The sequence below is a fragment of the Rhizocola hellebori genome (assembly GCF_016862955.1).
Lineage (GTDB): Bacteria > Actinomycetota > Actinomycetes > Mycobacteriales > Micromonosporaceae > Rhizocola > Rhizocola hellebori.
Map to the genome: position 1 here is coordinate 39374 of NZ_BONY01000036.1, position 25835 is coordinate 65208.

At 65.2% G+C, this 25835-nt stretch carries 36 protein-coding genes; 35 read left to right on the forward strand and 1 reads right to left on the reverse strand.

Annotation, left to right across the window (positions count from 1 at the left end):
- Positions 1–225 carry a hypothetical protein gene (locus Rhe02_RS26985; RefSeq protein WP_203911171.1) on the forward strand — a complete coding sequence of 75 codons (225 nt, stop codon included), beginning with the start codon at positions 1–3 and terminating at the stop codon, positions 223–225.
- A 65-nt stretch (positions 226–290) separates the two neighbouring features.
- Positions 291–716 carry a hypothetical protein gene (locus tag Rhe02_RS26990; protein ID WP_203911172.1) on the forward strand — a complete coding sequence of 142 codons (426 nt, stop codon included), beginning with the start codon at positions 291–293 and terminating at the stop codon, positions 714–716.
- Positions 717–779: 63 nt separating this feature from the next.
- On the opposite strand, the gene Rhe02_RS26995 is transcribed toward Rhe02_RS26990, so the two are convergent.
- Positions 780–1058 (reverse strand): hypothetical protein, encoded by a 279-nt coding sequence (locus Rhe02_RS26995; protein ID WP_203911173.1) that lies wholly within the window; start codon positions 1056–1058, stop codon positions 780–782.
- Positions 1059–1151: 93 nt separating this feature from the next.
- On the opposite strand from Rhe02_RS26995, the gene Rhe02_RS27000 reads away from it, so the two are divergent.
- The 33 genes from Rhe02_RS27000 to Rhe02_RS27160 all read left to right on the forward strand — a co-directional run bounded on the left by Rhe02_RS27000 (position 1152) and on the right by Rhe02_RS27160 (position 25833).
- A complete protein-coding gene (locus Rhe02_RS27000; protein WP_203911174.1) occupies positions 1152–2078 on the forward strand; it encodes a phage replication protein O in 927 nt (308 codons plus the stop codon).
- Positions 2075–2644: a hypothetical protein gene (locus Rhe02_RS27005; protein WP_203911175.1), complete on the forward strand. Its 570-nt coding sequence runs from the start codon at positions 2075–2077 to the stop codon at positions 2642–2644. Before Rhe02_RS27000 ends, Rhe02_RS27005 begins: the two co-directional genes overlap by 4 nt.
- Positions 2645–2865: 221 nt before the next feature.
- The gene (locus Rhe02_RS27010; protein ID WP_203911176.1) at positions 2866–3636 is read left to right on the forward strand and encodes a hypothetical protein; all 771 of its coding nucleotides are present in this window, start codon (positions 2866–2868) and stop codon (positions 3634–3636) included.
- 49 nt (positions 3637–3685) lie between these two features.
- Positions 3686–4033: a hypothetical protein gene (locus Rhe02_RS27015; protein WP_203911177.1), complete on the forward strand. Its 348-nt coding sequence runs from the start codon at positions 3686–3688 to the stop codon at positions 4031–4033.
- Positions 4030–4464, forward strand: a complete 435-nt coding sequence (locus Rhe02_RS27020; protein ID WP_203911178.1) for a helix-turn-helix domain-containing protein — start codon at positions 4030–4032, stop codon at positions 4462–4464. Before Rhe02_RS27015 ends, Rhe02_RS27020 begins: the two co-directional genes overlap by 4 nt.
- On the forward strand, positions 4461–4784 hold the full coding sequence (locus tag Rhe02_RS27025; protein WP_203911179.1) for a hypothetical protein: 324 nt from the start codon (positions 4461–4463) through the stop codon (positions 4782–4784). Before Rhe02_RS27020 ends, Rhe02_RS27025 begins: the two co-directional genes overlap by 4 nt.
- The gene (locus Rhe02_RS27030; protein WP_203911180.1) at positions 4784–4975 is read left to right on the forward strand and encodes a hypothetical protein; all 192 of its coding nucleotides are present in this window, start codon (positions 4784–4786) and stop codon (positions 4973–4975) included. Before Rhe02_RS27025 ends, Rhe02_RS27030 begins: the two co-directional genes overlap by 1 nt.
- The gene (locus Rhe02_RS27035) at positions 4975–5160 is read left to right on the forward strand and encodes a hypothetical protein (RefSeq protein ID WP_203911181.1); all 186 of its coding nucleotides are present in this window, start codon (positions 4975–4977) and stop codon (positions 5158–5160) included. Before Rhe02_RS27030 ends, Rhe02_RS27035 begins: the two co-directional genes overlap by 1 nt.
- A 10-nt stretch (positions 5161–5170) precedes the next feature.
- Positions 5171–5770 (forward strand): hypothetical protein, encoded by a 600-nt coding sequence (locus tag Rhe02_RS27040; RefSeq protein WP_203911182.1) that lies wholly within the window; start codon positions 5171–5173, stop codon positions 5768–5770.
- A gap of 159 nt (positions 5771–5929) precedes the next feature.
- Positions 5930–6355, forward strand: a complete 426-nt coding sequence (locus Rhe02_RS27045) for a hypothetical protein (RefSeq protein WP_203911183.1) — start codon at positions 5930–5932, stop codon at positions 6353–6355.
- Between the two features lie 39 nt (positions 6356–6394).
- Positions 6395–7024: a group I intron-associated PD-(D/E)XK endonuclease gene (locus Rhe02_RS51000; RefSeq protein ID WP_203911184.1), complete on the forward strand. Its 630-nt coding sequence runs from the start codon at positions 6395–6397 to the stop codon at positions 7022–7024.
- The gene (locus tag Rhe02_RS27055) at positions 7025–7444 is read left to right on the forward strand and encodes a hypothetical protein (RefSeq protein ID WP_203911185.1); all 420 of its coding nucleotides are present in this window, start codon (positions 7025–7027) and stop codon (positions 7442–7444) included.
- Positions 7445–7565: 121 nt separating this feature from the next.
- Positions 7566–7841 (forward strand): hypothetical protein, encoded by a 276-nt coding sequence (locus tag Rhe02_RS27060; protein ID WP_203911186.1) that lies wholly within the window; start codon positions 7566–7568, stop codon positions 7839–7841.
- Positions 7842–7858: 17 nt separating this feature from the next.
- Positions 7859–8650, forward strand: coding sequence for a hypothetical protein (locus tag Rhe02_RS27065; RefSeq protein WP_203911187.1), 792 nt, complete (start codon positions 7859–7861; stop codon positions 8648–8650).
- Positions 8647–8853, forward strand: coding sequence for a hypothetical protein (locus Rhe02_RS27070; protein WP_203911188.1), 207 nt, complete (start codon positions 8647–8649; stop codon positions 8851–8853). The genes Rhe02_RS27065 and Rhe02_RS27070 overlap by 4 nt, the downstream gene beginning before the upstream one ends.
- Entirely contained in the window at positions 8846–9613 is a 768-nt protein-coding gene (locus tag Rhe02_RS27075; protein WP_203911189.1) for a hypothetical protein, read from the forward strand. Before Rhe02_RS27070 ends, Rhe02_RS27075 begins: the two co-directional genes overlap by 8 nt.
- Positions 9610–9876, forward strand: a complete 267-nt coding sequence (locus Rhe02_RS27080) for a hypothetical protein (RefSeq protein ID WP_203911190.1) — start codon at positions 9610–9612, stop codon at positions 9874–9876. Before Rhe02_RS27075 ends, Rhe02_RS27080 begins: the two co-directional genes overlap by 4 nt.
- On the forward strand, positions 9873–10172 hold the full coding sequence (locus Rhe02_RS27085) for a hypothetical protein (protein ID WP_203911191.1): 300 nt from the start codon (positions 9873–9875) through the stop codon (positions 10170–10172). The genes Rhe02_RS27080 and Rhe02_RS27085 overlap by 4 nt, the downstream gene beginning before the upstream one ends.
- On the forward strand, positions 10169–10378 hold the full coding sequence (locus Rhe02_RS27090; RefSeq protein ID WP_203911192.1) for a hypothetical protein: 210 nt from the start codon (positions 10169–10171) through the stop codon (positions 10376–10378). The genes Rhe02_RS27085 and Rhe02_RS27090 overlap by 4 nt, the downstream gene beginning before the upstream one ends.
- Positions 10375–10578, forward strand: coding sequence for a hypothetical protein (locus tag Rhe02_RS27095; protein WP_203911193.1), 204 nt, complete (start codon positions 10375–10377; stop codon positions 10576–10578). Before Rhe02_RS27090 ends, Rhe02_RS27095 begins: the two co-directional genes overlap by 4 nt.
- The gene (locus tag Rhe02_RS27100) at positions 10575–10817 is read left to right on the forward strand and encodes a hypothetical protein (protein WP_203911194.1); all 243 of its coding nucleotides are present in this window, start codon (positions 10575–10577) and stop codon (positions 10815–10817) included. The genes Rhe02_RS27095 and Rhe02_RS27100 overlap by 4 nt, the downstream gene beginning before the upstream one ends.
- Positions 10814–11791 (forward strand): hypothetical protein, encoded by a 978-nt coding sequence (locus tag Rhe02_RS27105; protein ID WP_203911195.1) that lies wholly within the window; start codon positions 10814–10816, stop codon positions 11789–11791. Before Rhe02_RS27100 ends, Rhe02_RS27105 begins: the two co-directional genes overlap by 4 nt.
- A gap of 146 nt (positions 11792–11937) precedes the next feature.
- Entirely contained in the window at positions 11938–12156 is a 219-nt protein-coding gene (locus tag Rhe02_RS27110) for a helix-turn-helix domain-containing protein (protein ID WP_203911196.1), read from the forward strand.
- A 900-nt stretch (positions 12157–13056) separates the two neighbouring features.
- A complete protein-coding gene (locus Rhe02_RS27115; RefSeq protein ID WP_203911197.1) occupies positions 13057–13488 on the forward strand; it encodes a P27 family phage terminase small subunit in 432 nt (143 codons plus the stop codon).
- A 124-nt stretch (positions 13489–13612) separates the two neighbouring features.
- The gene (locus tag Rhe02_RS27120) at positions 13613–15031 is read left to right on the forward strand and encodes a terminase large subunit domain-containing protein (RefSeq protein ID WP_203911198.1); all 1419 of its coding nucleotides are present in this window, start codon (positions 13613–13615) and stop codon (positions 15029–15031) included.
- 18 nt (positions 15032–15049) lie between these two features.
- On the forward strand, positions 15050–15316 hold the full coding sequence (locus Rhe02_RS27125) for a hypothetical protein (RefSeq protein WP_203911199.1): 267 nt from the start codon (positions 15050–15052) through the stop codon (positions 15314–15316).
- A gap of 2 nt (positions 15317–15318) precedes the next feature.
- Positions 15319–16773, forward strand: coding sequence for a phage portal protein (locus tag Rhe02_RS27130; RefSeq protein WP_203911200.1), 1455 nt, complete (start codon positions 15319–15321; stop codon positions 16771–16773).
- A gap of 150 nt (positions 16774–16923) precedes the next feature.
- Entirely contained in the window at positions 16924–19269 is a 2346-nt protein-coding gene (locus Rhe02_RS27135) for a hypothetical protein (protein WP_203911201.1), read from the forward strand.
- A complete protein-coding gene (locus Rhe02_RS27140) occupies positions 19266–22685 on the forward strand; it encodes a hypothetical protein (protein ID WP_203911202.1) in 3420 nt (1139 codons plus the stop codon). The genes Rhe02_RS27135 and Rhe02_RS27140 overlap by 4 nt, the downstream gene beginning before the upstream one ends.
- A gap of 17 nt (positions 22686–22702) precedes the next feature.
- Positions 22703–23941 (forward strand): phage major capsid protein, encoded by a 1239-nt coding sequence (locus Rhe02_RS27145; RefSeq protein ID WP_203911203.1) that lies wholly within the window; start codon positions 22703–22705, stop codon positions 23939–23941.
- 93 nt (positions 23942–24034) lie between these two features.
- Positions 24035–24445 carry a hypothetical protein gene (locus tag Rhe02_RS27150; RefSeq protein WP_203911204.1) on the forward strand — a complete coding sequence of 137 codons (411 nt, stop codon included), beginning with the start codon at positions 24035–24037 and terminating at the stop codon, positions 24443–24445.
- 99 nt (positions 24446–24544) lie between these two features.
- Positions 24545–25483, forward strand: coding sequence for a hypothetical protein (locus Rhe02_RS27155; protein WP_203911205.1), 939 nt, complete (start codon positions 24545–24547; stop codon positions 25481–25483).
- Between the two features lie 38 nt (positions 25484–25521).
- Complete coding sequence (locus Rhe02_RS27160) at positions 25522–25833, forward strand: hypothetical protein (protein WP_203911206.1); 312 nt, start codon at positions 25522–25524, stop codon at positions 25831–25833.
- Positions 25834–25835 lie beyond the last annotated feature (2 nt).

A 25835-nucleotide genomic window follows, 5' to 3' on the forward strand; every position in this document is an offset into this window, starting at 1 on the left:
ATGGCAAGCGACAGCAACACCGCCCGCTCGGGCGGCATCGGGTTCGGCGGCCTGCTCGCCATCCTGTTCATCGGCCTCAAGCTGGGCGGGGTAATCAATTGGTCCTGGTGGTGGGTGTTATCGCCGCTGTGGATTCCACTCGCGCTGGTGGTGGTGATCTTCGCTTTCGCCGGCGTCTTCGCGCTCGCGTTCGGCGGCAGGCGCACCACCCGCCGTTACAGGTAGCTCTTTCCCGGGCGTGGCATGAGGTCACGCCCGGATCAACCCAAGGACTGAAGGAGATCAAGCAAGTGAGCGACATGGAATACACCTGGGGCGTCACGTACCACAGCGGCGACGTTGACGACATCAAGGCGCACGCCTATAGCGACCTTTCGGGGCGTGCCGAGTTCCGCGACATCAACGGCGACCTGATCGCCGTCATCTGGCCCGGCGTGTACCGCAGCATCATCCGCGTCGACGCCCTCGTCGAGCCCGACTACGAGTTTGAGGGCCAGACCGAGGTTGGCCGTCCCGTCTCCGAGGCTGAGGTGACCCTCTTCTATCCGGAGGGCGGAAGCGACACGTTCCGGCTGGACACGGACATCTGCTACCACGCCGAGGTTGCGGTGGACGGGCCGGTCGACAGTGCGGTGCGCCGGATCGCGGTGGACATCGTCGGGCAGGGGACTGCGCACCGGTCGCCTGCGCCGAGTGTGGCCGCAGTCGAGGGCTGATCTTCTCCGGGCCCGGCTTCCGGGCCCGGACACAGCTAGGAACCGCGAAACCTGGGAGGTGAGTCAGTGGTCGGAGCGGCGGGGCGGCTCGCGGTCGACGAGCTTGGGCACGCCTGCCTCGCGGGCGAGACGTCGAACGTGGCCGGGGTGCCAGCCGACTTCGCGACCTACGTCGATTGGTCGCGTGGGCAGGGCGACCTCCTCAATTACGGCCTGCCGCAGCCGTTCCAGAGCAGCCTCATAGACAGCTTCCGCTTCGTCGAAAGCCTTCTTGGCTGCTCGGAGCTTGTCGCTGGCTACGTAGGGCGGCACATCCGCAGTTTCGCACATCAGCAAACTCATGGAAACCAGTGTACTCGAACCGTGGGGCGTGAACCCCAGGGTTCGTAATCTGGTAAGATCTGTACGTAGGTTCGAAGAGCACGGAGGCGTTGCGTGCCAACAAAATGGGCGATCAACAAGGCGGTAAAAGCCTCCTCGTTGCCGTCGCCGTCGCGCCTGATCATGTTCGCGCTCTCGGACAGCGCCGACAAGGACACCGCCGTGGTCCCTGAGGAACACGCGCCATCCCTGCGGCAGATCGCTGAGTGGACTGGGCTCGGAAAGGCCACCGTCGCTCGCCATCTGGATCTTCTCGAAGAGTCCGGATGGCTTGAGCGCGAACGGCCTTCCATTGAAGCCGCTCGCTCAGAGCACGCGAAAACAAATTATCGATTGTCGATAGGTCATGTCTCAGAGCGGGACATGCCCATGTCTCAGAGTGAGACATGCTCTGACGAAAGCATGTCTCAGAGCGGGACAAGCCATGTCTCAGAGCGAGACAAGGGCATGTCTCAGAGCGGGACAGTTCCTTTATTCCCAGATCATTACCAGATCTCACCAGATCATTCGTCGTCGGAGAACGCGACGACAACGAAGACGAAGCGTCGGCGCAGAGCCAAATCTAAGCCGAAGCCTCCGCCCGACCGACCCGACGTCGAACGGATCTGCACGCACCTCGCCGACCGCGTCGAAGCCAACGGGTCCTTGCGCCCCACCGTCACCGCCAAGTGGCGCGAGTCCGCCCGCCTGCTCCTCGACCGCGATGGGCGCACCGAGGATCAGGTCATGAAGGCCATCGACTGGTGTCAGGCCAATGACTTTTGGCGCGCCAACGTCAAATCGATGCCGACACTGCGCAAGCAGTACGACACGCTGCGCCTGCACGCCAAGCGCCCCAACGGATCCGCCTCACGCAACCAGCTTGTGCAGCACAACGGCATGCTGCTCAAACCCGAAACCGTCGCCGACCTGGAGCGCCGCAAGCGCTTCGAGGCCATCGACGCTGCCAGCACCCAGCAAGCCATCGGGGGAACCAAATGAACCTCGCCGAAACCAGCGACCTGCTCGCCCTGATCGCCCGCTATGACAACCGCCGCATCGACGACGCCACCGTCGTCGCCTGGCAGGCCGTTCTCCAAGACCTTGAGCTGCCTGACTGTCAGGCAGCCGTGGTCCGCCATACCGCAGGCTCCGACGCCTATCTGAAGCCCTTCCACATTCGCCAGCTCGTCAAGCTCATCCGCGACGAAAACCGTAAGGGCCAGGCTGAGCCGCTTGCCCTACCGTCTCGCTTCGAGGCGGACGAGATCAGGGATCAACGGATCGCCAATGGCGTCACGGTCCTTGCCGACCACTGGAAAGCGCCAGATGGCCCACCGACCGACGACCTTCACGGTCAGGCCCTTGTGCGTGCACGCCGCGAGCGAGGCAAGCGGCCGGTCCCAGGGCAGCGCGGCAGCCGTGTCGGCGGCAAGCAGATCAAGATGCCCAAGCTCGTCCCGCCGCCGTGGGCCAATCCAGACGTGGCCGAGCAGCAAGCAATCCAGCTGCTCCACGAGTCCGGCAAGGCCTGCGGCCGCCGCAGCTGCCTCCGATGCCAGTCCTGAATGGAGCCGGAATGCACATCCGCCCCGTCGATCTACCCGAACTCCGTGACGAAACGGTATCCGCCGTGGCTCGCGTTGGCCAGTACGTCTACGAGCAAGGCATAAGCACCGGCCGTCAGCTCATGAGGCCGAGAGGGGACGCCACGAGCGCCGCAGCCGTTCTGGTCAGAGAAGAACTGAAGCGGGTCACAGCCGCTGAGCTTTTCTACGTCAGCAGCGAGATGTCGGCGCTCGCCATCGCTGCGGGAGCGAGCTTGCCAGAGTTCACTCTGATGCCTGAGGATCTGCCCGCACGCAGCGGCTTCATGTACTTCGATCAGCCCGTCGCAACGGCCGACCTTCGAGACGTGGACGAGACCCCGTTGAGCGAGGCACCGATTGTTGCCGCGTGCTGGGGGCCATGGACAGGCAACAACCCGGCCTGGAAGCACGGCGGAATCTGGGTTACCTGGTACTCAGATGCCCGCGCGGCGTTGGACAGCGGCGTACGGATTGGCACCGTAAGCGGCCGCCTCGCGGAGAAGCTGCGGCCGGTCACGGACCGACTGGCGATCGACAATGAAATCCAATGCCCTTTCAGCCCCGATCCCATTCCGGCGATGACGGCCAACGGCGGAGAGACCGCGTCCTACTTCGAAGCGGGCGGCATCGCGCGATGGCTCGGCACTCTCAAGGCGGCATGGCTTCTCATGACCCAACCGGTGACCGCAGTAACGGACGCTCAGTACGACAAGGCAACCCGACGACGTCTCGCCAAGAACCACCCCAAGCCACCACGAGTCAGAGTGATAAACCTCCGGCGGCCCGCCGGAACTTCGACCAGCGGTTCTGACCGGGAGTACCAACACCAATGGATCGTGCGCGGCCACTGGCGTCAGCAGTGGTATGCAACGCGCAATGTTCACCGTCCGGTGTGGATAGCCCCGCACGTGAAAGGCCCCGAAGGCGCGCCGCTGCTCGGCGGCGAAAAGGTCTATGCGTGGACACGATGACCTCCCTCAGCCCTGACCATTGCCCACCGTCCGATGAGGAGACACCGCAATGAGCGATAGCAAAACGATCTACGTTTCGATCGGAAACTCGGACGACAAGCTCACCCAGCGCGAATGGGCGGACTTCGTCTCCGACGTCCAGAGCGACCTGGTGTACGCCCTCAACCCGTACGGGCTCATCCATGGCCGCTGGCTGTCCATACCCGACGCGCCGTTCCAGAACGCCTGCTGGTGCGTCCAGTTCAAGGCATCCCACGGCGATGCCGGTCAGACCGTCGACGAGCACATGGCGATCGCTAAGGCGCGGCTGGCCAAGCTCGCCAAGGTCTACCGCCAGGACTCCATCGCGTGGGCCGAGGCCATCACCGAGTTCATCGGCCCGGGGGTGCTGGAGTGACATCGCCAGACGAGGACGCCATGCTCGCCGCGCTTGTGGCGCTGCGCAAGGGCCGCCGTCAGAGTCAAGCCGAGCTGGGCGGAGACCTCAGCGTGACCCAGACCTGCATCTCGTACTGGGAGAGCGGCAAGCGGGCGATGACCACCGCCGACCTGGCCGACTACGCCCGCGCCTTCGGGAAGCGCTGGATCCTCGTCGATGCCGCTGCCGGAGTCCAGCTCAGTCCGCCGCGTCTGGACCCGCCACGCCGCCCTGAGGTCTGCCCAATCTGCGCCTGCAGCGTGACTGGCGGCGACATGGGATGCGGCGACGCCGAGGGCCTGACCGCCGTGCTGTTGCCGTGCGGCTGCGAAATGCCGCTGCGGGTCGCATTGTCTTCCGCAACCCCGCCTGACCGCCTCGTCATCCCATCTGGACGGAGAACCACATGAGCAACCACACTGCCAGCTACTTCGCCGACCCAGACATGGCCATCGCCGGCCACAACAGCTCGCTCGTCTACGTCCACCAGACCAAGGTCACCGGACTGCACTGCGAAGACTGCGGCTGGTACGGAGGCAGCTTCCGGCGCGACTTCAAAATCGGCGAGAAGGACATGCGCAAGGCCTGGGCAAAGCACGTTGCCTTCGTACAGGAGGGCGGGGTGATCGAGCACGAGCTCGCCTCCAACGTCGGCGAAGGCATCTGCCTATGCACGCGGTGCTCGCTTCCGTGGCGCGCCCAGCGTCGGGCCGAAGAGGGGCGAACGTGATGGCTACCAAGCTTTCCACCCACGTCTTCCAGTGGGACGGCATCACCGACCCGCTCGCGCTCAAACCGGTCGAGTACTGCACCTGCAAGCTGCCCCGCCGGCACCCACGACACGACGTGGCACCGCAGACACCCGAGCAGGACGCCGCCGATGCGGCACGGCTCGGCGAACACGACGAGATGGAGCACTGATGACCTACCAGCCGCAACACGAAACCACCATCTCGCCCTACCCGCTCGGCCAGCCACCGTTCGTCTTCGGCGCCACGTGTGCCTGCGGCTGGCTGTGGATGCCCAACAGCTACGAACGCACCTCGGCCGCGATCCGCGAGCACTACGTCGCCGAGGCGATGGCGATTCCGCTGGAGGAGCTGTGAGCTACCTGCGATGGACGCTCTACGGCTGGACGCTGTGGCTTCGGCCACGAGTGATCCAGCGCCGCTTCAAGCGCTGGCACGCCAGCTACTACCCGGATCGCAAGTTCTGCATGCAGCTGGGCTGCTGGGACCGCCAGTTCGAGAGCTGGCCCAGCTGCCGCGCACACCACACCTGCTCGCCGACGCGGCCAGCACCATGCTGCGGCTGGTGCCCGAAGTTGGCAGGCGACCCTGCCAGCTCTTCGTCTGGGCCGGCGACTACGGACACCGAGGAAGGTGCGACAACCCGATGACCAAGACCGTCTACATTTCGATCGGCAACAGCGACGACAAGCTGAGCCAGGCCGACTGGTCCACGTTCGTCCAGAGCGTCGACGACGCCATCGGCAGTGTCACTTACTACGCAGGCACTGCCCGTCATGGCCGATGGCACTCGTGGGCTGGGGATCCTTGGCAAAACGCCTGCTGGTGCATAGAGGTTTCCATCGACATGGCCCATCTCCTCAGTGGTCTCAAAGCAGAACTGGCCGGGCTGGCGAAGCACTACCACCAGGACTCGATCGCCTGGGCCGAGGCCGTCACTGAGTTCATCGGTGGCTCCGATGCCTAGACGCCTGTGCCAGTACTGCACCGCCAAGCTTGGCCGGTTCGCGAAGCTGCTGTTCATCGTCACGTGCAAGAACTGCGCATACCGGATGAGCATGGGCACATCGCCCAGCAAACCTCCCGCTGTGGTCCTGTCAGGACAGCACGAGACGGAGGAACGGCGATGAGCGAGATCGACTTGGATGCGCTACGAACCATCCTCGACAAGGCCCACACGCACGTTTGCGATCTGGCCCAGGGCTTGACTCGCTGGAAGATGACCATCCCGGCGAACGAGGAGGCCGACTCGGATTTGATCCTGGCGAGCGCCATCACCGGGGCGCTGAGTCTGCTCGCCGAGGTGCGCCAGCTCCGCGAGGACGACGCGCTCGCATGCGCGATCTTGGCGCAGCGAGACACGGAGATCCGCCTTCTCCGCGAGCAGCGGGACCAGGTACTGGCGCTACTGGATCGCGCTGAGCGTCTGGGCAAACATCCCGGCTCGGACCGTCTGGCTGCCGTACGCACGCAGCCAGCTGTGCTCACCGAAGCAGTTCGCGCGATCTACGCCTCTAGCGCTCATCCGTCGACTCTGGAGGCACAGAAATGACCGACAGCCCGCTGAAATCTCGGTCGAATGGAGGTTGGCATGCCCAAGGCGCGAGGTGAGTTCGCGACGTTGGCCACCGTCGGGGCCGCGAGCGAACTGCGAGTATGTGCCGAGCTCATGCGCAGGGGCTACCAGGTCTTCCGGTGTGAGTCTTCGAGCGCCCCGTTCGACTTGGTGGCCCACAAAGCCGGCAGTCTCTGGCGAGTCGAGGTAAAGACCATCACCGAGCCCGTTGGCACATACGGGCCTGGCTTCCCGACGCCGACTAACGGCAGCTGGGACATCCTGGCCCTGGTCGGAGAGAGTAAATACTTTTTCTTCGACTCGGACGTTCCCATGTCGGAAATACGGACCATCGTTCGAGCCGCATATGGATTTGGCCCGAGCAGGAAGCCATCGCAGCTCGCTGGGTGTGGGGATCTCGCGGCGTACACCCGGCATCTGAAGCGGGGTGAGCTGCCCTGCGAACCGTGCGCTAGCGCTCATAGGACCAACTTCCTCGCCAAGAAGGCCAAGGCCACTGGGCGACCGTCGATCAAGCCCGGCCCCGCCAAGCCAGCACCTGCCCTTGCCTTGGGCTGGGTGGGCACGGATGGCTGCACGATCTACGACGACGGCATGCACCGATCGTCCGCTCGTCGGGCGTGTGGCTGTGGATGGAGGCCCTAGATGGCCGAGAATCCAATTCTCCCGGTTCCGGGGTCCGGTTCCACAAGCGAGCCGGGAAACCCGCCACAGCGCGACGCTGGACCCCAAAGCGGGGCCGTTGCGGCGAAGTCCCACGCCACCGACATTGCTCCCGCATGCCCGATCATGGGCGGTGGGCCGAGCTACGACGCTCGCCGAGAACCAGACGGCCACGTGATGGTCTGGCTCAAGGACAACGCCGGACACAAAACGTGGCTCCGGCTCAGCCCCGCCGACGCGGTCGAACTCGGCGACGCCATCGCCGCAGTAGGCCGCGAAAGCACCGACAGCTGGTTCGAGCGCACAGCCCGCTGGGCCGACCAGCATCCGGTCAAACTGTGGCTCGCCTTCTGGGCCGTCCTGGTGCCGCTGACAGTCGCCGCGGCGGTGATGATCCCGTGACCCGCCACACCGAACCCGGATACCGCACCAGCTGGGTCGACTGGGTTATCGCCGGCGCTTTCACTCTTGCCGGTTTGGGCGCCGCAGGGATGGCGGTATGGGCTGCGATCGAGGTGCTGACATGAGCGACGACGCGCTCAAGCCGACGTTCCATGGCCCCATGGATCCCGCCTACCCGTGCAGGCAGATGCCCACACGCCACTGCCCTGCCATCTACCAGGACGTGTGCGGCGACGACAGGCCATGCGCACGGTACGAGTCCACAGACGAAACGCCATGGCTGCCAGAGCTGCCCGCGACAGCTCAAGATCCGAGTGTCGACCCGGGAATCCTGGCACCCGAACCAGACGTGTACAAGCCCGACCAGCATTGCAACGACGATCGTCCTAGATATTGAGATTGGGGCATTTCAGGATGAATGACGACCCGCAAGTCCACGCCCACCTAGGCCTCGTCCGCATCCCCGCAGGATCCTGCTGCGAAGGACAACGCTGGGAGGAATACACACCCGACACCGCCCGAGCCCTCGCCGTCGAACTGATCCTCCACGCATCCATCGCCGACAACCAACTCGCCGAAATCGCAGCCGCATGCGCCCAAGGCCACGACTGGGGCAACGGCTGGAACACCACCCACCTCGGCGAAAAGATCACCACCTACGCCTGCAACCGTGAAGGCTGCGACGGACGCCGACACGACCCAGGCTGGCTGCCCTTCGAACCCAAACAACACCTCGTCCCCTACTCGCCGAAGCTGTGGGACTGCACCGGACCAGGCTGCGAATGGTGCGGCAACGAGTCCTTCGCCGCTGCGTTCCGAAAGGTCATGGCCGACGGGGCCAAGCGGCTAGACGAGGCGCTGTTCGCCGAACCGATGCTGGCGACAGGCGGGCTCGTCACCGGCCTGCCCTTCCGTGTTGGCGAACGCGACAGCTGCCATCCGCTGACCGCCGACGACCTCAAGGCCGTCCGCGACCGGATCCTCGGCAAGGACGTCAAGCTGGTCGAGGCCACGGGACCGTCCGGGATCACCGTCCGCTTCGACCCAGGCGTTCCGGTCGACACGGCATTCGCCCTCGGCAGTTGCCGGTGCGGATGTGTCGACGCCAACCACGACGACTTCGGATGCAACACCAGCGGCTGCGCCTGCCACACATCGATTGACCAGCTCGTGGTCAAGGTCACCGGGATTGGGGAGGACGCGTGACGAACCCGCCACCACTGCCGTCCGTGCTCACCTCGGCGCAGCTCACAGCTGCGGTAGAAGCCCTCGGGCTTGACCCGAGCATCGTGCTGCGGCTGTCGGCAGACTCGCGCCGCGTCCGCGTCGACATCCGCTTGCCCGAGCACGGCAACGAGGTCTTCAGTGCCGAAATCCCAGTGATCCACGAGGAGGCCAACGGTGGCTGACATCAAGCCCACCTTGGACGCCATAGACGAAGCCATAGAGGGCTACGTCACCTGGCACGGCAGCGGCGACGCCATGGTGGAAGTCAACGGCGAGCGTGGCGGCTTCGATGGCCACATCTCGACATGGGTGGACGATGCCCACGCCTGGGCTGGCGAGGTGGCGCACGAGCGGGTGACCCGCATGCGCCTGGGTCAGCCCAGGCACGTAAGCATCGGCGGTGTCGACGTCACGGAGTATGTGCGCAGCGTGGACATTGCCGCCGAGGCTCGCCCGGTTGGCCTGATCTCCGCCTCAGCGCCACCCGAAGGCGAGCCGCTTGACGCTTACGAGGCCCTGCGTCGCTTCGCCCGGATCATGGACTACGACTGGCCGTCAGCCCAGCCCGAGCAGACCGTCGTGGCAGGACCCGACGTCGCCGCGCGCATCGAAGGCCTGGGCATCCCGGTCATCGAGAGCCCACTTGTGCCCGAAGGCCAGGTGTACGTCATCAACCAGCCCACGATCGGCCCGATGTTCACCGAGCCCGTGAGCTACAGCTTCGACCAGGACGTGGCGACCTACCGCTACGGGATGCGCTGCCTGCAGCCGTTCAGCCTCACGTACCGCGGCGTGTTCGACGCTGCAGACCCGATCGTCGATGAAGTCGCCCGCATCTTCGACATCCCGCCGCACTTGCTCGGCCGGCCTAGGGCTCGCCGCAAGCAGCTGCACCGCGCCTACCGCCAGCGTTCATTAGCCCGGCGCAGGAGGAACCGATGAAGCTGGACAGCCACGGCCGAGTGCCCTACGAGAAGCTCAGTCCAGACGAGCGTGAGGCTCTCCATGAGTGGTGCCAACAGCACGACATCGAGCACACCAGTGTGCCCATCGATACCCGAATCGAACGGATAGGCAACGAGTGGGAGGTCGACGTCTTCGACCTACGCAAGGGCCAGCCGTATCTAGTCTCGGAATCGAAGGGCATGGCCATCATCACGTTGCGCCGCCCATTCAAGGCCGAACTGCCTTGGAGGAAGCGATGAAGCCGGACGACGCAGACTTCATGGAGCTGACCGCTCACTGGGAGGCCTGTCGGCGGTGGCGCGACACATTGATCGAGCAGGTTCGCCGTGCCGTCGATGCCGATAGCGGCTATGGCGGCGCGGCTGGCCTGCATTCGAGGCTGCTGGAAAGGGTTCAGCTGGTACTCACAGCCAAGGCTGGCGACAAGGACGGTGACGGCGTGCTGGTTGCGCTGCCGGGTTCGCGGAGGCTGTGCCAGTGGCTCCTGGTCGAGCTGGCCGAGGCCAACGGCCTAGACGTGCCGGAGCATCCATGACCGCCCAGCCCACCAGCGCCGACATGCTTGCGGCCATCAAGGAGCTGATCGCCGAGCTTCGGGGCCTACGGGAAGACCTCAACCCGCCCGCACCCGGACCGGCACGAGGACTCAACACCAGCATCCGGGCCATACGGGAACACAAACACCAGGTCGGTCACCGGATGGGATTCGGCACGGTCAACGTCTACGAGGAGCAGCAATGAGCGCCCTCGGGTGCGGCATGGCTGCGATTGCCGTCGTCTTCGGTGCCCTAGGTGGTGCCCACATCGTGCTTGCCTGCGGATGCGCACGCGACCGAATGTGGGACTTCAGCACGATTGCCGCGCTGCTCGGCATCGTTTCCCTGGGCCTGACGGCGATGACCATCTGGGCTGCCCTCACGGAAGGAATCTGGAAGCTATGACCTACGCCGCCAACCTGGAACAGCTCCGCTCCACTGTCGAGATGCTCCAGCACGCCTACGACCAGGCACGAGCGGAGCTGGAGAACGACTACTGGACACCTGAGATGCCCTACGACGTGCTCAGATGCCGCACAACGGACGGCCGCTACATCCTATTGGACGCCCTTACGGCACTTGTCCAGGCGCAGACCGTCATCGTCCAGGCCGAGACGGTGAACTCCGGCAAGGAGGAGTTGTGACCGAGCACCTGTGCGTCATCGGTGGCTGCGTCGACTTCGGACAGCACCACGACGACTGCGACAACCCGCGCTGCCGAGGCTGCCGGCCACGTATCGCCGAACGGCCGGCCGTCTGCGAGGTCGACCGCCGCCAGCTGCCAGGCAACCTGGATCACCTCGAAACACTGTGGCGGCAGCTGTGCACACGCGACGACCACACCGACACCACCCAATGGACGGTCCGCCAGCTTCAGCGCTGGCCGATCCCCACCACCAACCCGGTGCGGCTCGCGCCATGGGCCCCAGGATCGTGGACCGCGGAACCCGGCTCGGATGCGACGCTGCACTCCACATCTGCGGCGCCGGTAGCCCGCAGCCACCAACGGCGCGTCTCCGGCTCCCGCCACGCACCCATACCCGCCAACCTCACCCAGCTCGACCTGGCCGCACCCGCCCGCCAAGGCTCACGCGCGCCGCATGCCCGCGGCGTTCTCGGACTGGACCCCGACCAGATCGGCCACCTCGCCATCGCCACCGAACTGGACACTTGGGCGCGCGATTGGCGAGACACGTTGTGCCCAGAGCACCACCTGCCCGTCCCCACCGTCCCAGCGCTTGTCGCCTGGCTCAAGAACCGGCTGGACGACGCATGCACCCGTCACGAAGGCATAGACGAGTTCGCCGCCGACATCACCGCAATGCGCAAAGCAGCCACCGCGACGCTAGGGCTCAACCCTGCCCGCAAAGAACTGTGCAAAGGCGTCACCTGCCGCTCCTGCGACCGCAAAACCCTTTACCGCGACGGCGAGAACGTCCAATGCGCCTGGTGTCACCAGTACTACAGCGAACGCGAATACACCGACTGGGTGGCGCTGCTCGACGCCGACGCGAAACGACGCGGGCTGCGGCCGGCAGAAGACGAGGATGCTGACAGACCGGAAGCTACGCCGATCGAAGTGGTTGTCGACTTTCCAGACTGGGTAGCGATGAAGTGACAAGGCCGACGCGACGCGCACAAACACGTGGCTTGCGCACGCGTGAAGATCGCGTACACTCGGCTTACGCACTTTTGTCGTGCCCGAAAACAAGCAAACCCCAGGCCTGAGAGCTTGGGGTTTTCGTGTATCCGGGAGGTGCCGCAATGGACCTCCAGCGCCGCCTCACCATCGCCGAAGCAGCCGACTACTTCGACCTGCCCAAGGGCACCATTAGCCGCTGGTACACCTTGGGTCACCTGCCGCACACCATCAAGCAAGGCCGGGTCCGGCTATACCTGTTCGAAGACCTGGTCGACGCGGAGTGCAAGACGCGCAACAGCCCGAACAGCCGACGCGCATCCGCTCGGCCCATCGCCGCCTAACACTCACGGCTTCCAGCCCTTCGGCATGTTCCTAGCCGCATAGGCGAGCATCCGCCTCAACAACTCGGGAGCGGTCGACTCCTTCGGCTTCGGCGCGCTTCTCGATAGCTTCGATGCCCGCTTCGGCAACGCGGACACTCAGCATCTTCCTTCCCACGACGCAAAGCGTATTACGGTCGAGAGCTGCATAAACAGGCCCGCTGAGTGAGCTTCATCCACCGTCCGGAGACCAACCTAGTGGCGAGGTGAGCGATGCCCACCCTTCGCCACCACAAGCACTGCGGCTAGCTCATGCCGATGCGCATCTGCGGCAGGTGCGGACGGCTCAGCGCCACAGCGACCTGCCCGCCCTGCGCTGAATCACGAAGGCTCAAGTCCAACGCCCGCCTCCGACCCCACGCCGAGCGCCGGCCTGGCTACACCAGTGCCGAGATAACGCGCAGGGCTCAGGTCGTAGCTGCACACAGGGCAAGGTATGGCGACTGGTGTCCAGGCTGGCAACGGCCGGCACATGTGAGCGCAGACCTGACTGCTGACCATGTCGTGGCTGTAGGCGCAGGCGGCAGAGAAGACGGGCCCCTAGGCGTGCTCTGTAGGTCATGCAACAGCAGCAAGCAACACAGAGCGTGACGATTCGCACCAATGCAACGCAGAGTGATGGCATACCCGGGGGCACGGGTGCGCACATGATCGATTAAGTGGTCAGACCCCTCGCCTTTCCTCCCATTTCCACGTGGTACCTCTGACCTGCGGATTTCCCCAGACCCCCCGATTCCGTCACGCACAGTGATACGTCTTCGAGGCGGTGACCCTGTGCCACGAACCAAGAAGCCAGCAGGCACAACGGTTGATCGGCGCAACGGCAGGCGTGCAGACCTTGCGGTGGTGCCAGGTGGCCGGATGGAAGCTCCGGAAGGCCTGCTGCCGGAAGTCGTGGAGCTGTGGGACGCCTACTGGCGCGATGCCGCTTCGGGCGTGCAGACGCCGGCGGACCGCGGCGTGCTGCTGCGCTGGATCACCGAATACGACCGCTATCTGCGCCTGATCGCTGAGGCGGACAAGTCGCCGCTGACGACCGGGTCGAAGGGCCAGGACGTCGCGAACCCGCTTTACGGGCTCGCCGACCGGGCGCTTGCCGCGGCCGAGCGATGCGAGAAGCAGCTGGGCGTGGGCGCACTGCACCGGTCGAACCTCGGCATCGCGGTCATCGCCGAGCAGCGTTCGCTGGCCGACATGAATTCGCGTTACGGAGGTGCTGATGCCCCCGGCGAAAGCGCCCCCGAAGCCATCCCGGCGCAAGCCCGCTTCGACCCGCGCATCATCGAAGCCTGACCTCGGCTGCGACTGCGGCTGGGCTCCTGTCCTTGGCGAGCTGTGGCCGTCGCACGGCGGCATAGCCTGCCAATGGATAGAAGATTGCTGTATCTGCGCAGAGGGTGACTGGTATGGCCGCCCGATGCGGCTGCGCCTTGACCAGCAGGAATTCCTCTACCGCTGGTATGAGTACTGCCCGCGGTGCGGCCGCTGGCATTTCGACGAAGGCCTGCGCGGCGCCGCGACCGGCGACGGGAAGACGGGCCTGATCGCGGCGATCGCCGTGTTGGAGTTCGCCGGCCCGCCGCAGATTGCGATTCCCTCACCGAACATCCCGATCGCTGCGGCGAGCTTCGAGCAGGCGAACCTGCTGTTCTCGGTGGCGGCGGTGATGTGCGGCGGCCGCGATAACGCGGTCAAGGAATCGCCGCTCAACGGCTTCTTTGAGGTCTATGACACGGAAATCAAATTCGCTGACGGGCGCCCGGGCAAGATTTTCCGGGTGGCCGCCGCGGCCGGCACGAACGAGGGCGGTCTTCCGTCGCTGTTCATTTGCGACGAGCTGCACGAGTGGGGCGATGTCGGGTCGAACAAGGCCCGCGTGCATACGGTCATCGGCAAGTCGACGAAGAAGCGCCGCACACCGCGCGGGCCGGGCCGGATTCTGAACCTGTCGACGGCAGGTTTCGATGTGGATCACAGCCTGCTGGGCGCGATCTACAAGCTGGGCATTCAGGCACGGCGCGATCCGTCGCGGGCGCCGCGGATGCTGATGGACTGGCGCGAGGCTCCCGATGGCCTGGACTACAACAAGCGCGAGCATCGCGAGATTGCCGTGAGGGCGGCTTCGGGCGCGGCGGATGTGCTGTGGTCGACGGGTGACCGGGTCAACGACTGGGGCAAGCCGTCGATGCCGCGGCACGAGTGGATCCGCTACTACGCCAACAAGTGGGTGGATGTAGCCGAGGAGTCCTGGCTCAAGGACCATCCGGAGGCTTGGGGCGCGTGCGAAGGCGCGTGGGTGTCGAGCCCGGCGAATCCGTTCGTGGTCGTCATCGACATGGCGCTCAAGCACGACTCGGTTGCGGTGGCGCGGCTGGAGAAGCTGCCTGACGGCCGGGTCGCGGTCACCTCCCGCATCTGGGAGGCGATGGGCGGCCGGATCGACCATCTGGACGTCTTCAACCACGTCCGCAAGGTGGCGGTGGGTTCCGGCTTCCGGGGTGTCGTGTACGACCCGAGGTTCTTCGAGGTGCCGTCGCGCACCTTGGAGGACGAGGGCATCTTGACGATCCAATTCGATCAGTCACCGCAGCGAATGAGCCCGGCCTGTGGGCTGGCTTTCCAGATGATTTTGGACGGCAAGGTCGTCCACAACGGCGACAGCCAGCAGACGGCGCACATCCAGGCCGCGGTGAAGCGTGAGCAGGAGCGCGGCTTCACCCTCTCGAAGGGCAAGTCGAAGAAGCACATCGACTTCGCGATCACCTTGTGCATGGGCGTCTGGATCCTGCATCAAGCGCCGGCACCATCCCGCGTCCCGCTCGCCGCCTGGGCCTGACATCAAAGGAGGCCCACCATGACCGTGCTGGACCGTGTGCCCGTGGAGGCCATCACCGCGAAGGCTCACAGTGTGCGCAAGGTGGACTGGGCGCGTGTCCGCCGCGCATTCGTCGCCCTGCTCGCCTTGCCGCTCACGTGGCTCGGCTGGACTGCTAGGGCTGTCGTTTCCGCATTGGTGACGACCAAGCGCGCCGCTTGGTTCGCAGTCACGTGGGCTTGCTCTGCGGTCGTGGTCGGCTGGGAAAGCGGCCCATCCTCGGCCCGCATGCCTGAGGGCGACTGACGTTGGACCTGCTCGGCAGGATCGCAGCGAAGCGCAACCAGCTGACTGGTGGTCAGCGTCCGCGTGGTGCTGCCCGTAAGTCGTTTACGGAGCCGCTGTCGTGGGCTTTGGACGAGATGCGGCTGCCGTGGCTGGGGTCGACGCCGCTGGACGGGCGCAAAGAGGGCATCGAGAACGACTTCGAGGCCTACATCCGCCGTGCCTACAAGGCCAACGGCATCATCTTCGCCTGCATCACGACCCGCCAGCAGGTCTTTAGCCAGGCCCGCTTTCAGTGGCGCGAGTTTACCAAGGGCAGGCCTGGCGACCTGTTCGGCAACGAGGAGCTGTCGATCCTTGAGCGGCCGTGGCCATCGGGGACGACTGGCGAGCTGCTGGCACGTATGGAGGTTGTCGCGTCGCTGGCGGGCAACTTCTACGCCACGGTGGTCGACGACGACGGGCGTTTCGGCAAAGCTGCTACAGGTGAGGGCAGGCGGATCGCCTACCTGCGGCCCGATTGGGTCACCATCATCATCGGCTCGCCGAACGACAATCCCTACGACGCACGGGCGAAGGTCATCGGCTACGAGTTTCAGCCGCGAACCGTCACGGGCGTGCGATCGGGCCAGCCGCTGTTCTTGCTCCCGAACCAGGTCTGCGCCTATCAGCCCATTCCCGATCCGGAAGCCCGTTTCCGGGGCATGTCGTGGCTGACACCGGTCCTGCGTGAGATCCAGGCTGACAACGCCGCCACGTCCCACAAGGACGCCTTCCTCAAGAACTCGGCCCGGCCCGGCCTGGCGATCAAGATGGACAAGGACACCTCCACCGAGGCCTTCAAGGAATTCGTGGAGATATTCAAGGCCAACCATCAGGGCTGGCAGAACCACTTCGGCACCCTGTTCCTCGCGGGCGGAGCGGACGTCACCCCGATCACGATGAACTTCCAGGAGCTTGACCTGGCCAATGTGCAGGCGAAGACCGAGAACCGTATCGCCGTGGCCGCTGGTGTTCCCGCCGCGATCCTGGGCATCTCGGAGGGCTTGCAGGGCTCGACGCTGAACGCGGGCAACTTCACCGCCGCGAAGAGGTTGTTCGCCGAAACCACGATCGCGGACCTGTGGGCGAAAGCCTGCCCGTCGCTGCAAACGTTGCTGACTCCTCCGTCGCCTGGTGCTGAGCTTTGGTATGACGCCCGCCAGATTCCGTTCCTGCGGGATGACGCAAAAGATGCGGCGTCGATCCAGCAGATGGAAGCGACGACGATCAAGTCGCTGAACGAGACGGGCTACGAACCTGACTCCGTCGTCGCGGCGGTAATTAACAAGGACTGGCGGCTTCTCAAGCATTCGGGCAGGTTCTCGGTCCAGCTACGCGCGCCCGGTGAGGGCGAAGAGGCCGCAGGTCAGCCCACTTTGCCTGCCGCAGATCCAAGCACCACCCTCGCCTTGCCGTCCGGCCCGGACGAGGAGTGAGCCATGCCGGTCAAGCGCGACTACGTACGGGACAGTCAAGGACAGTTCGCTGAGACCCCTGGTGGTAGCGCCGGCGTCTCCGCCCTCAACGCCATCGCAGGCATCGACGTCATGGACGCCGAAAAGTACGCCGACGTTTACGGCGACGTGTTGAACGACGCGGGCGTAGACCTTGGCAACGACGGCGACGAGATGGGACTGACCGCCCGTTTCTTCGAACGCGGCGACCTGCATGTGGTCCTGGACCTGGAGGACGGCAAGCGCCAGGTTTTCGAGGACATGGATCCGGAAGGTATGCGCCAGTTGGCGTACAACCTCGAGGATGTCCTGGCTGTCGACGAGGACGAGTTCGAGCCTGACGACCCGTACGACGATGTGGTGGCCGACGCCGACTCGGACAAGCACGGCTTCTATGTGGCCAAGAACGGTGTCGGTGACATCCGGATCCGGCCACCGGATGCGGCCGAGGACGACTATCTGGAGATGTCGGCGGAGCAGGCGCTGGAGTTTTCCGAGGCGCTGCTGAACATCGCGGACAGCTATGAGGAGCACTTCGACGAGATCGTTGACGGCAGCGAAGACGCGAAGGCCGTCAAACATCCTGGGCACCCGGATCAGTCGGTGCACGGCAGGCGACGCAAGCCGCCAAGCATCGACATCCCAGCGGTTTCGTTGCCGCAGCCTGAGCCGGAGCAAGCTCCCACCCGCAAGCCACCAGCGCGGCCGAAACCACCCAAGCCCAAACCGCCGAAACCCGCATCTGCCGCACGCCTGCCCGTGTATGTTCCGCCGAAGTCGCTTACTGCTGCCGAACGGGCGCGGGCAACCAAGCTGATTGAGGCGGATCCGAACATTACTGCCACCGTCCATGAACGGCATGGGCGAATTTCCTGGTCCGGCATGCTCAGCGACGACGACGCGGCATGGCTTCAGTCGGTGCATGACCGGGAGCCCGCGTTCGTGAACCGGCTCGCCCAGACTGCACGGATCAATCGGCGGATCGGGGATGCGGCTAAGAAGGCCGGGCAAACGCCTGCCGTGTACAAAAAGGACGTTGCGGCCAGGCTCGGTGAGTTGCTTGACGGCAAGCCCGTTGCGGTGCGGGTGCGCGACGAAACCGCCCTGCGCGGCATCCTGTCAGGCGGCAGGTTCAAGACGTCGCTGGAAGGTGCAAAGCGTGCCCCGCATCTGAGCACCGATGCTGACGCTCGGCGGCTGGGCGAACAGATACTCGGCATCAGCCCGGAGACGCCGCCGGAGCTGCGGCCCGTGTATGGATACGTCGCCATCCACGGCATCGAGCCAGCTCTCAGTGAGGGCAAGAAGATCTCTGGCATCGCCCAGCGGGAGGGCCAGGAAGATGTCCTCAGCGTCTACGGCAAGGTCCAGGTGGTTCTAAAGCCCGAGGTGCGTGGCCGGTCTACGGCGACGGTGGGTGACAGTCTCGACGAGATCGGCTGGATCAGGCCGTCGCCGCTGGACAGCCCAAGCGCTGAGTCCGTCGTCGCCCATGACCTGGAGTGGATGGACGATCCAGGTTGGACCCGCACTGGCTATGTCGAGGCGCAAGTCCACGGTGGTGTCCGGACAGAGGACATTGCGGAAGTCGTGTTTCCGGCCGATCCGCAACCGTTGACCGCGGCTGCGCTTGACGATGCAGGAATTGCCTGGCGGGTGCTGAAACCGAACGGCAGCAAAGCGGTCAAACGCACCTACGTCCGCGACTCCCAAGGGCAGTTCGCCGAGACTCCTGGTGGCGATGCGGCTTCGGATGCATGGGCATCGCTTCGCGACCGCCAGCAGCGCGTCGAGGCATCGTCTAGCTCTCCGGTGAGGGAGTCGCGCCGTAACGGTGGCTTCATGGGCGGCACTGCGCGGGAGGTTCATGCCGATGGCACCACGACCATTCACAAGCAGCTGGAGGACGACAGGGACTCCGACGCTCTGACTGGGGTGAGGCAGGCCGATGCCGAGGAGCTGGGGTCGCTGGTGGCCAACGCGGTTGGGCTTCGCGCGCCAGCCGTTCATCGAGTCGGCCCGACAGACCTGCACATGGAGTTGATGGACGGCAAGCACATCGAGCATTCGTCGATGTCGCCGTGGCAGCGCCCGCCACAAGAGTTGGCCGAATCCGACCAGGGGGTCTTGCTCGGCCTGCTGGACATTGTCATCGGCAACCCCGACCGGCATGCCGGGAACTATCTCGTCGGCGACGACGGAGCGATCATTCCATTGGATCACGCCCTTTCCTTTGGTAAGCACGGCAGTGCAGGCCTGGGCGGCGGTTTCAGCGGCCCGTTCATGAACGACGCCAGAAACGACTGGCCGGAAAAGATCGACATATCCCCCGAGGACATGGACCTGATCCGGGAGCGTTTGGACGGGATTAAAGGCGACTTCGAACGCCTGGGGCGAACTGACTGGTGGGACCAGATGATTGAGAACCTGGACACCATCGCCGAGCGCGCCTCCGGTACGAGGCGGCGGGTCGCATGAGGCGCGAACTTCTGGGCATCCAGGCCGATCGCGGCCATGGCGGCTACGTGGAGTTTGTTGACGGCGTTGGAACCTATGCAGGGGCAACAGCCCAAGTCTTCGCCGCGCTTCGAAAGATCGTCGGAGACGACAAGCTCGCCAGTGGACTCATCGACCGCGGTTGGTCGAACGGTTACCTCTACTTGGGTCCAGCCACGGACGCCAAGTCCCTCAAGCGCACCTACGTCCGTGACGGCGAGGGACAGTTCGCCGACGTCCCAGGTGTAGGCAACGACGCGATCGCATTGGACAAGCTGAAGCTGGCCTCCCGGATCCAGCTCGGCGAGGGTGAGCGCCTGCTGTCGTCGCGCAAGTTCAAGGCGGGCGGAGCTGGCAGCTGGGACCTGCTTGCGGCCGAGGTCGACACACCTAACGGCCGTGAAGTGCGGCTTGGCGTCGTCAACCCGAATGACTCGAAGCGATGGGCAGGCGGAGCTGATCCCAAGCGCGATACCAGGGTGCGGGAGATCGACGCCGAGATCGAACGTCTTGAAGGTAAGGACGACGCGGACTTCACCGACGAAGACGACGCGCGACGGGACGAGCTGCTTGAAGAGCGCGCCAGCCTAATCGGCGATGCGGACGAGGCTGGCCTCAACCGCACCGCGCTCCTTGGCCCGGCTGCTGTTGCTCAGCTAAGAGACGCCATCGCGGTGGGCCAGAAGGCGGCGAGCAAGCATTCGAGGGAAGCCGACGCCTTCTGGAGCGAACACGGCGATGCATGGGCGGCCGAGCGCGACAGGCTCAATCAGATGACGTGGGGCCAGCTGACTGACGCCGACAAGGACAGGCTGCTTGAACTCGACGAGCTGCTCGAAGCCGCACCCGACTGGGAAGCGACGCACGCAGAGGGCGCGATTCCTGCGAGTGGTGACGGTGACCTTGTCTACAGCATTGAGGGCGGCGACTTCAATGACGATGAGGGCTGGATTCTGCGCATCGGCGTCCGACCACGCGATGCCGATGAGAACTGGTATCCGGGCTTCAGTGACGACGCAGCGATCTTCGAGCCGAAGGACGTCAAGGCATTGCTGGCCGGGCTTGCCGAGCTTGCCGGAGACCAAACCAAAGCCGCGACGGGCGGCCGTCTGTCCATCAAGCGAACCTACGTACGCGACGATGAAGGTCAGTTCGCGGAGACGCCTGGCGGTGGCTTGTCCGCTTTGGACAAGCTGAAGCTGGGCAAGCTCGCACCCGACGGATTCACGGTGCGGTCTTCGAAGAAGATCACGACCGACTATGCGGACCTTGGTGTCGCTGAAGTGGGCAGCCCAGACGGTCGGCAGTTCCGTGTAGGGCTCATCACCACCGACTCGGGCCGGTGGGACGCAGGGTTCACTGGCGAGAAGCGCAAGGACGAGCTGCGTCAGCAGATCGCACAGCTGCAGGCGCTGCTCGACTCGGATGACGAGCAGCCTGACGAGCTAGAGGAAAAGCTTGGCGAGCTGGAAAGCGAGCTGGAAGATCTCGATGCCGACCGCACCGCGATTCTGACGCCAGAAGCAATGGCGGACCTGCGCCGCCAGCTCGGCGACGCAGCAGAACTTGCTAAGGCCAACAAGGCGAAGCAGAACGCAACCGTCAAAGAGCTTGAAGCTCTCGACAGGCAACGTGACGACATCATTGCCCAGGTCAGCAACCCCGGTTTGGAGCGCCAGATCTCTAGCCTGTCGTACAGGCTGCGCCAGAAGCAAGGCATCATCAAGCGCCTGAGCGCCAAGCCGAACGCGCATGGCTGGAGCGACGAGGTGATCGCCGAACTTCTCGTCGAACACAGAGCCGACGCGGCAGAGCTAGAAGCTGAGCTGGTGCCCCTACTGGCCCGTCGGGCGGAAATCGTGCCGCCAGAAGCGCTGGCACGGCTGGAGGATCTGGATCGTCAGTACAACACCCTCAACGATGCCGACATCGACGACATCATCACGTCGGCCGAAGTGCCCACGTCAAACGGAGGGCGCGTTCTCACTGAAGTGTGGGGCTCCGACGACGAGGACTCGGACTGGGTAACCGCGCGGCTATACGTGCTGGGCCCAGGCGAGACGACTCACGACGCGGACAACAGCGACGAGTATGCGTACCTGCGTGGCCTCAAGGGTCTGAGCAAACTGATTGCCGCCTTCGATGGCGGGGACGTCAAGGCAGCTGCGGGCCGCCACTCCATCAAGCGATCCTCGACTGGGGAAACCATGCAACTCAAAAGCTTCCAGCCCGAGGTGAAGGCCGTCGGCCGAAACGGCGACACGGGTACCGCCACCATCGCCATCGCCACCCTCGGTGTCGTGGACAAAGACGGTGACGTTACCCAACCAGGCTTCTTTGGCGAACAGCATGCCCAGATGGTGCCCGCACACGACTGGAACCACGTTCCCATCGGCAAAGGCCGCGTCTACGAGAAGGGCAACCAGGCCCTTTTCGACGTGACGTTCAACCTGAAGATCCCGGCCGCCAAGGACTGGTACGAGGCCATCAAGTTCGACAAAGAGAACCCGCCGTCGCTGCAGGAATTTTCCTACGGCTATCACGTCCACGACGGCGGTTCCAAGCAAGGCAACTTCAAGGGCCGACAGGTCCGCTACCTCACGCCACGCCCCGACGGTCAGCCGGGCGGCAAAGTCTTCGAAGTCTCGCCCGTCCTGCTCGGCGCAGGGGAAGGAACCGGAACCGTGGATGTGAAATCCCTCGCCCGCGAGCGCATCGCCGCACGCAAAGCCCGGACGGGCGCGCTCGGCCTGTACGCCGGAGCGGTCGCACCGCACGAAACCGCCACCGTCGCCCGCTCCTGGGACGGCGTCAAAACGGTGGCAGGCCTACCCGACGACGCCCTGCCCTCGCACCTGCGCACCGTCTACGCGTGGGTCGACCCGGCAGGCGACCCCGAGCTGAAGGCCTCCTACAAGTTCCCGCACCACCACGGCGTCTCCGGGCCTGCGAACATCCGCGCCTGCCTCGCCGGAATAGCCGTCCTCAACGGAGCCACCGGCGGCGTCGACCTCACTGACGCCGACCGCAAATCCGTCTACGACCACCTGGCCGGTCACCTGCGTGACGCGGACCGGGAGCCGCCGAACCTGCGTACAGACCTCGGCGTAGCAAGTGGCAAGAACCTGCGTTTCGGCGATGAGGCGGCCAACGTCCTCGCCGGCGTCGCAGGGCTGATCGACCGCGCATCGGACGTCATGGCGCTCCGGCAGCGTAAGGGCAAAGGCCTGACCGCCAACACCGCCGACCTCCTTAGCTGGGTCCGCGATGAATGCAAGCGGCTGGACTCTCTGCTCTCGCAACCCATCGAGGCCGACGACGAACCAAGCACCCACGTGACCGATGAAGAGATCGCGTCCGTGGTGCTGGCTGCCGTCGCCAGGCTCAACGACAACTGAGAGGGCACACGAAAGCCATGACCACCGACACGCTCGAATTCCCGGCCCTGAAGGAAGCGCAGGGCAAACTCGACGCCAAGCGCAAGAGCCTGGCCGACCTGCTCGCCGAGGCAGGCCCCGACTACGACATGACGAAGGTGAAGTCCATCCAGGGCGACACCCACGCCAAGGTCGCCGAGATCGCGAAGATGAACGCCGAGATCGACGAGGCGAAGGCGGCGGTCACGAACCTGGTGACGCTGCACAAGGCGGCCCAGAACAGCCGCGACGACAGCGGCTCGCGTGAGGGCGGCGCGGATTCCGACATGGACACCCGCGGCCGCAAGGGCTTCGGCCAGCTCGTGATGGGCTCTGAGGCCATCAAGGGCTACAAGGCCGGTTCCGGTAGTGGTCCTGTCGCCCGCATCGACGTGGGTTTGAAGACCCTCTTCGAGACTGGCGCAGGCTGGGACCCGGAGGATCTGCGCACTGGCCGGGTGGAGATGTACCCGACCCGTCCCGCGCCTCGGGTGATCGACGCGTTCCCGCAGACGACCACCACGATGTCGACTGTCCTCTACATGGAGGAGACGACGTTCACCAACAACGCGGCCGAGACCTCCGAGGGCGCGGCCTACGGTGAGGCGCAGCTGGCGCTGACCGAGCGCAGCTCCGAGGTCCGCAAGGTCGCGGTGTTCCTGCCTGTCACTGACGAGCAGTTCGAGGACGAGCCGCGCGCCCGCTCCTATGTGGAGAACCGCCTTCCGTTCATGCTCAAGCAGCGCCTCGACCTGCAACTGCTCACCGGTAACGGCACCTCGCCGAACCTGCGCGGCACTGAGAACGTGTCGGGCATCAACACCCAGGCACTGGGCGTCGACCCGCTGGCGGACGCGCTGTACAAGGCGATGCGGGCGGTCCGGGAGACCGGCTTCGCCGAGCCGAGCCACGTGTTTATCCGCCCGTCCAAGTGGGAGCAGGTCCGCCTCGCGCGTACCGCTGACGGCATCTACATCTGGGGCCACCCGTCGATGCCCGGCCCGATGACGATCTGGGGCGTGCCGGTCGTCGAGACCACGGCGGTCACCTCCACCAAGGCGGTTCTGGGCGACTACACCAACTTCTCCGAGGTTTCGGTGCGCCGCGGAATCGACATCCAGATCTCCAACAGTCACGGCTCCTTCTTCATTGAGGGCAAGCTGGCGATCCGCGCCGATGTTCGGTGCGCGGCAATCCACTACCGGCCGACCGCATTCGCCGTCGTGACCGGCCTCTGATCTGCGGAAACGCAGACCCAGCGCCACAAACCTCAATACAAGACGTGACTAGACAACCCGCGGGTTGTCTTTTTTCATGCCCAAGGAGACCTCATGCCTTACACAGGCGGATTCCCCAACCCGGCGGTCAAGAGCGCTCGCGCCCGCTGGGACTTCTCAGTCGACGGCGGTGCCGTCGGCGCGATATCCATCGGCTCCACCGGCCAAATCCCGGCCGGTGCCTACATCACCCACGGCTTCGTCGAGGTCGACACAGCGGTCACCAGCAGCGCCTCCGGCACTCTCGCGATCCACGTCGAGGCGGCCGATGACATTGTGGCCGCCGCCGCAGTGTCCGGCGCGCCCTGGTCCACAACCGGCCTCAAGTCGATCGTCCCGGTAGCCACCGGCGCGACGGCGAAGAAGACCACGGCGGCGCGCACCATCACCGCCACCATCGCCACCGGCGCACTCACTGCGGGTGTGGTCGACGTGGTGCTGTTCTACGTCGTTCTCGGCGACTGACCTACCTGATCTGCGCGGCGGTCCTCCGGCCGCCGCGCACCCAAACCTTGGCGTGGCAGCAGACCGCGGTCATCAACGCACGCCGGAAAGCAGGAACCAATGGCTGAAACCCAGAACGCCACCCGCATCGCCGGGTCGCGCCTGCGCCCCTGGCAGTACGCCGGTGCGCCCTCATCGGGCACCTCGGGCACTCTCGCCGGGTATGCCGAGGCGGGCGCGGTGCTGTGGGACACCACCAACGGCGTCTCGTTCGTCAACGAGGGCACCCGCACCAGTCCGTATTGGACGCCGACCAGCTTCGATCAGCGCGCCCTGTTCGGCGTGTGGAGCGACTTCCGCGACCAGGTGGGGGTGGCTCTCGCGGCCACCACCGACGAGGTCATCGTCGCCGGTTCCGGGCTGCGCATCTTCGGGCAGGGCATCGCCGAAACCGACTCCGGCCTGGTTGTTCAGGCCGCCGGTGAAGGCGGCTGTTTCGGCCGGATGACCACCACCGACGAAGACGGCCACACCATGGCCATCGGCATGGAAGCCGGTGTGATGCAACCCGACCAGCATCAGCTGCTGGTGGTGGACACCGAGGTTTCCCACGTCTCCGCCATCACCTTGCGGGCGGCGTTCTGCGGCTTCGTCGGCCTGGCCGCGGATGCTTTCGACCCTCCGGTCACCGGCTCCACCGTCACCGCAACCCTCGTGCAGGATGACCTGGCGGGTCTGCACTTCGACGTCGGCTACACCGCCGCGGCCCGCTGGTACGCCGTGCACAACAAGTCCGACGCTGCCGCGTCCCAGACGGTCAACACCGGCTCCCGGGACACCAGCGTCGACGTCCCGGCGGCAGGTACCTTCCAGCGGCTGCGGGTGGAAATCAACGCCACTGGCGGCATGACCGCATTCATCAACAAGGCGCAGGTGTTCTCGCTGGCCGCCGCTTTGGACGCTGACGAGGAGTGCTCGCCGGTGTTCTGCATCGAGTCCACGTCGGCTGCCGTGAAGAGCGTGGACGTCAAGCGTTTCGCCACCTGGGCTTACCGCTGATGGCGCTGGAACTTCCACGCCCTAGAACGGAGCAGCCGATGGACGGCAACGTCATCATCCGCGAGCACCTGTATCTGACCGAAGACCGGACCCGGGTCGTCAAGGAGGGCGACCCGGCCAGCCGGTGGCTGTGGGCGGCGCCGGGCACGGAGGTTTCCTTGCGCGAGGCGATCCGGCTCGGCGCAGTTAAGCCGGAACCGGCCGAGGAGCAGGCTTCCGAGGCAGACCCGCTCGACACCGAGCCGCCTGCCGACGAGGAGCCGGCCGAGCCTAAGGCGGCCAAGCAGGCTCCGAACAAGGCGCGCAAGCCTGCCGCCAACAAGGCCGCTTCGACAGGTGAGGGCGAGTAGCC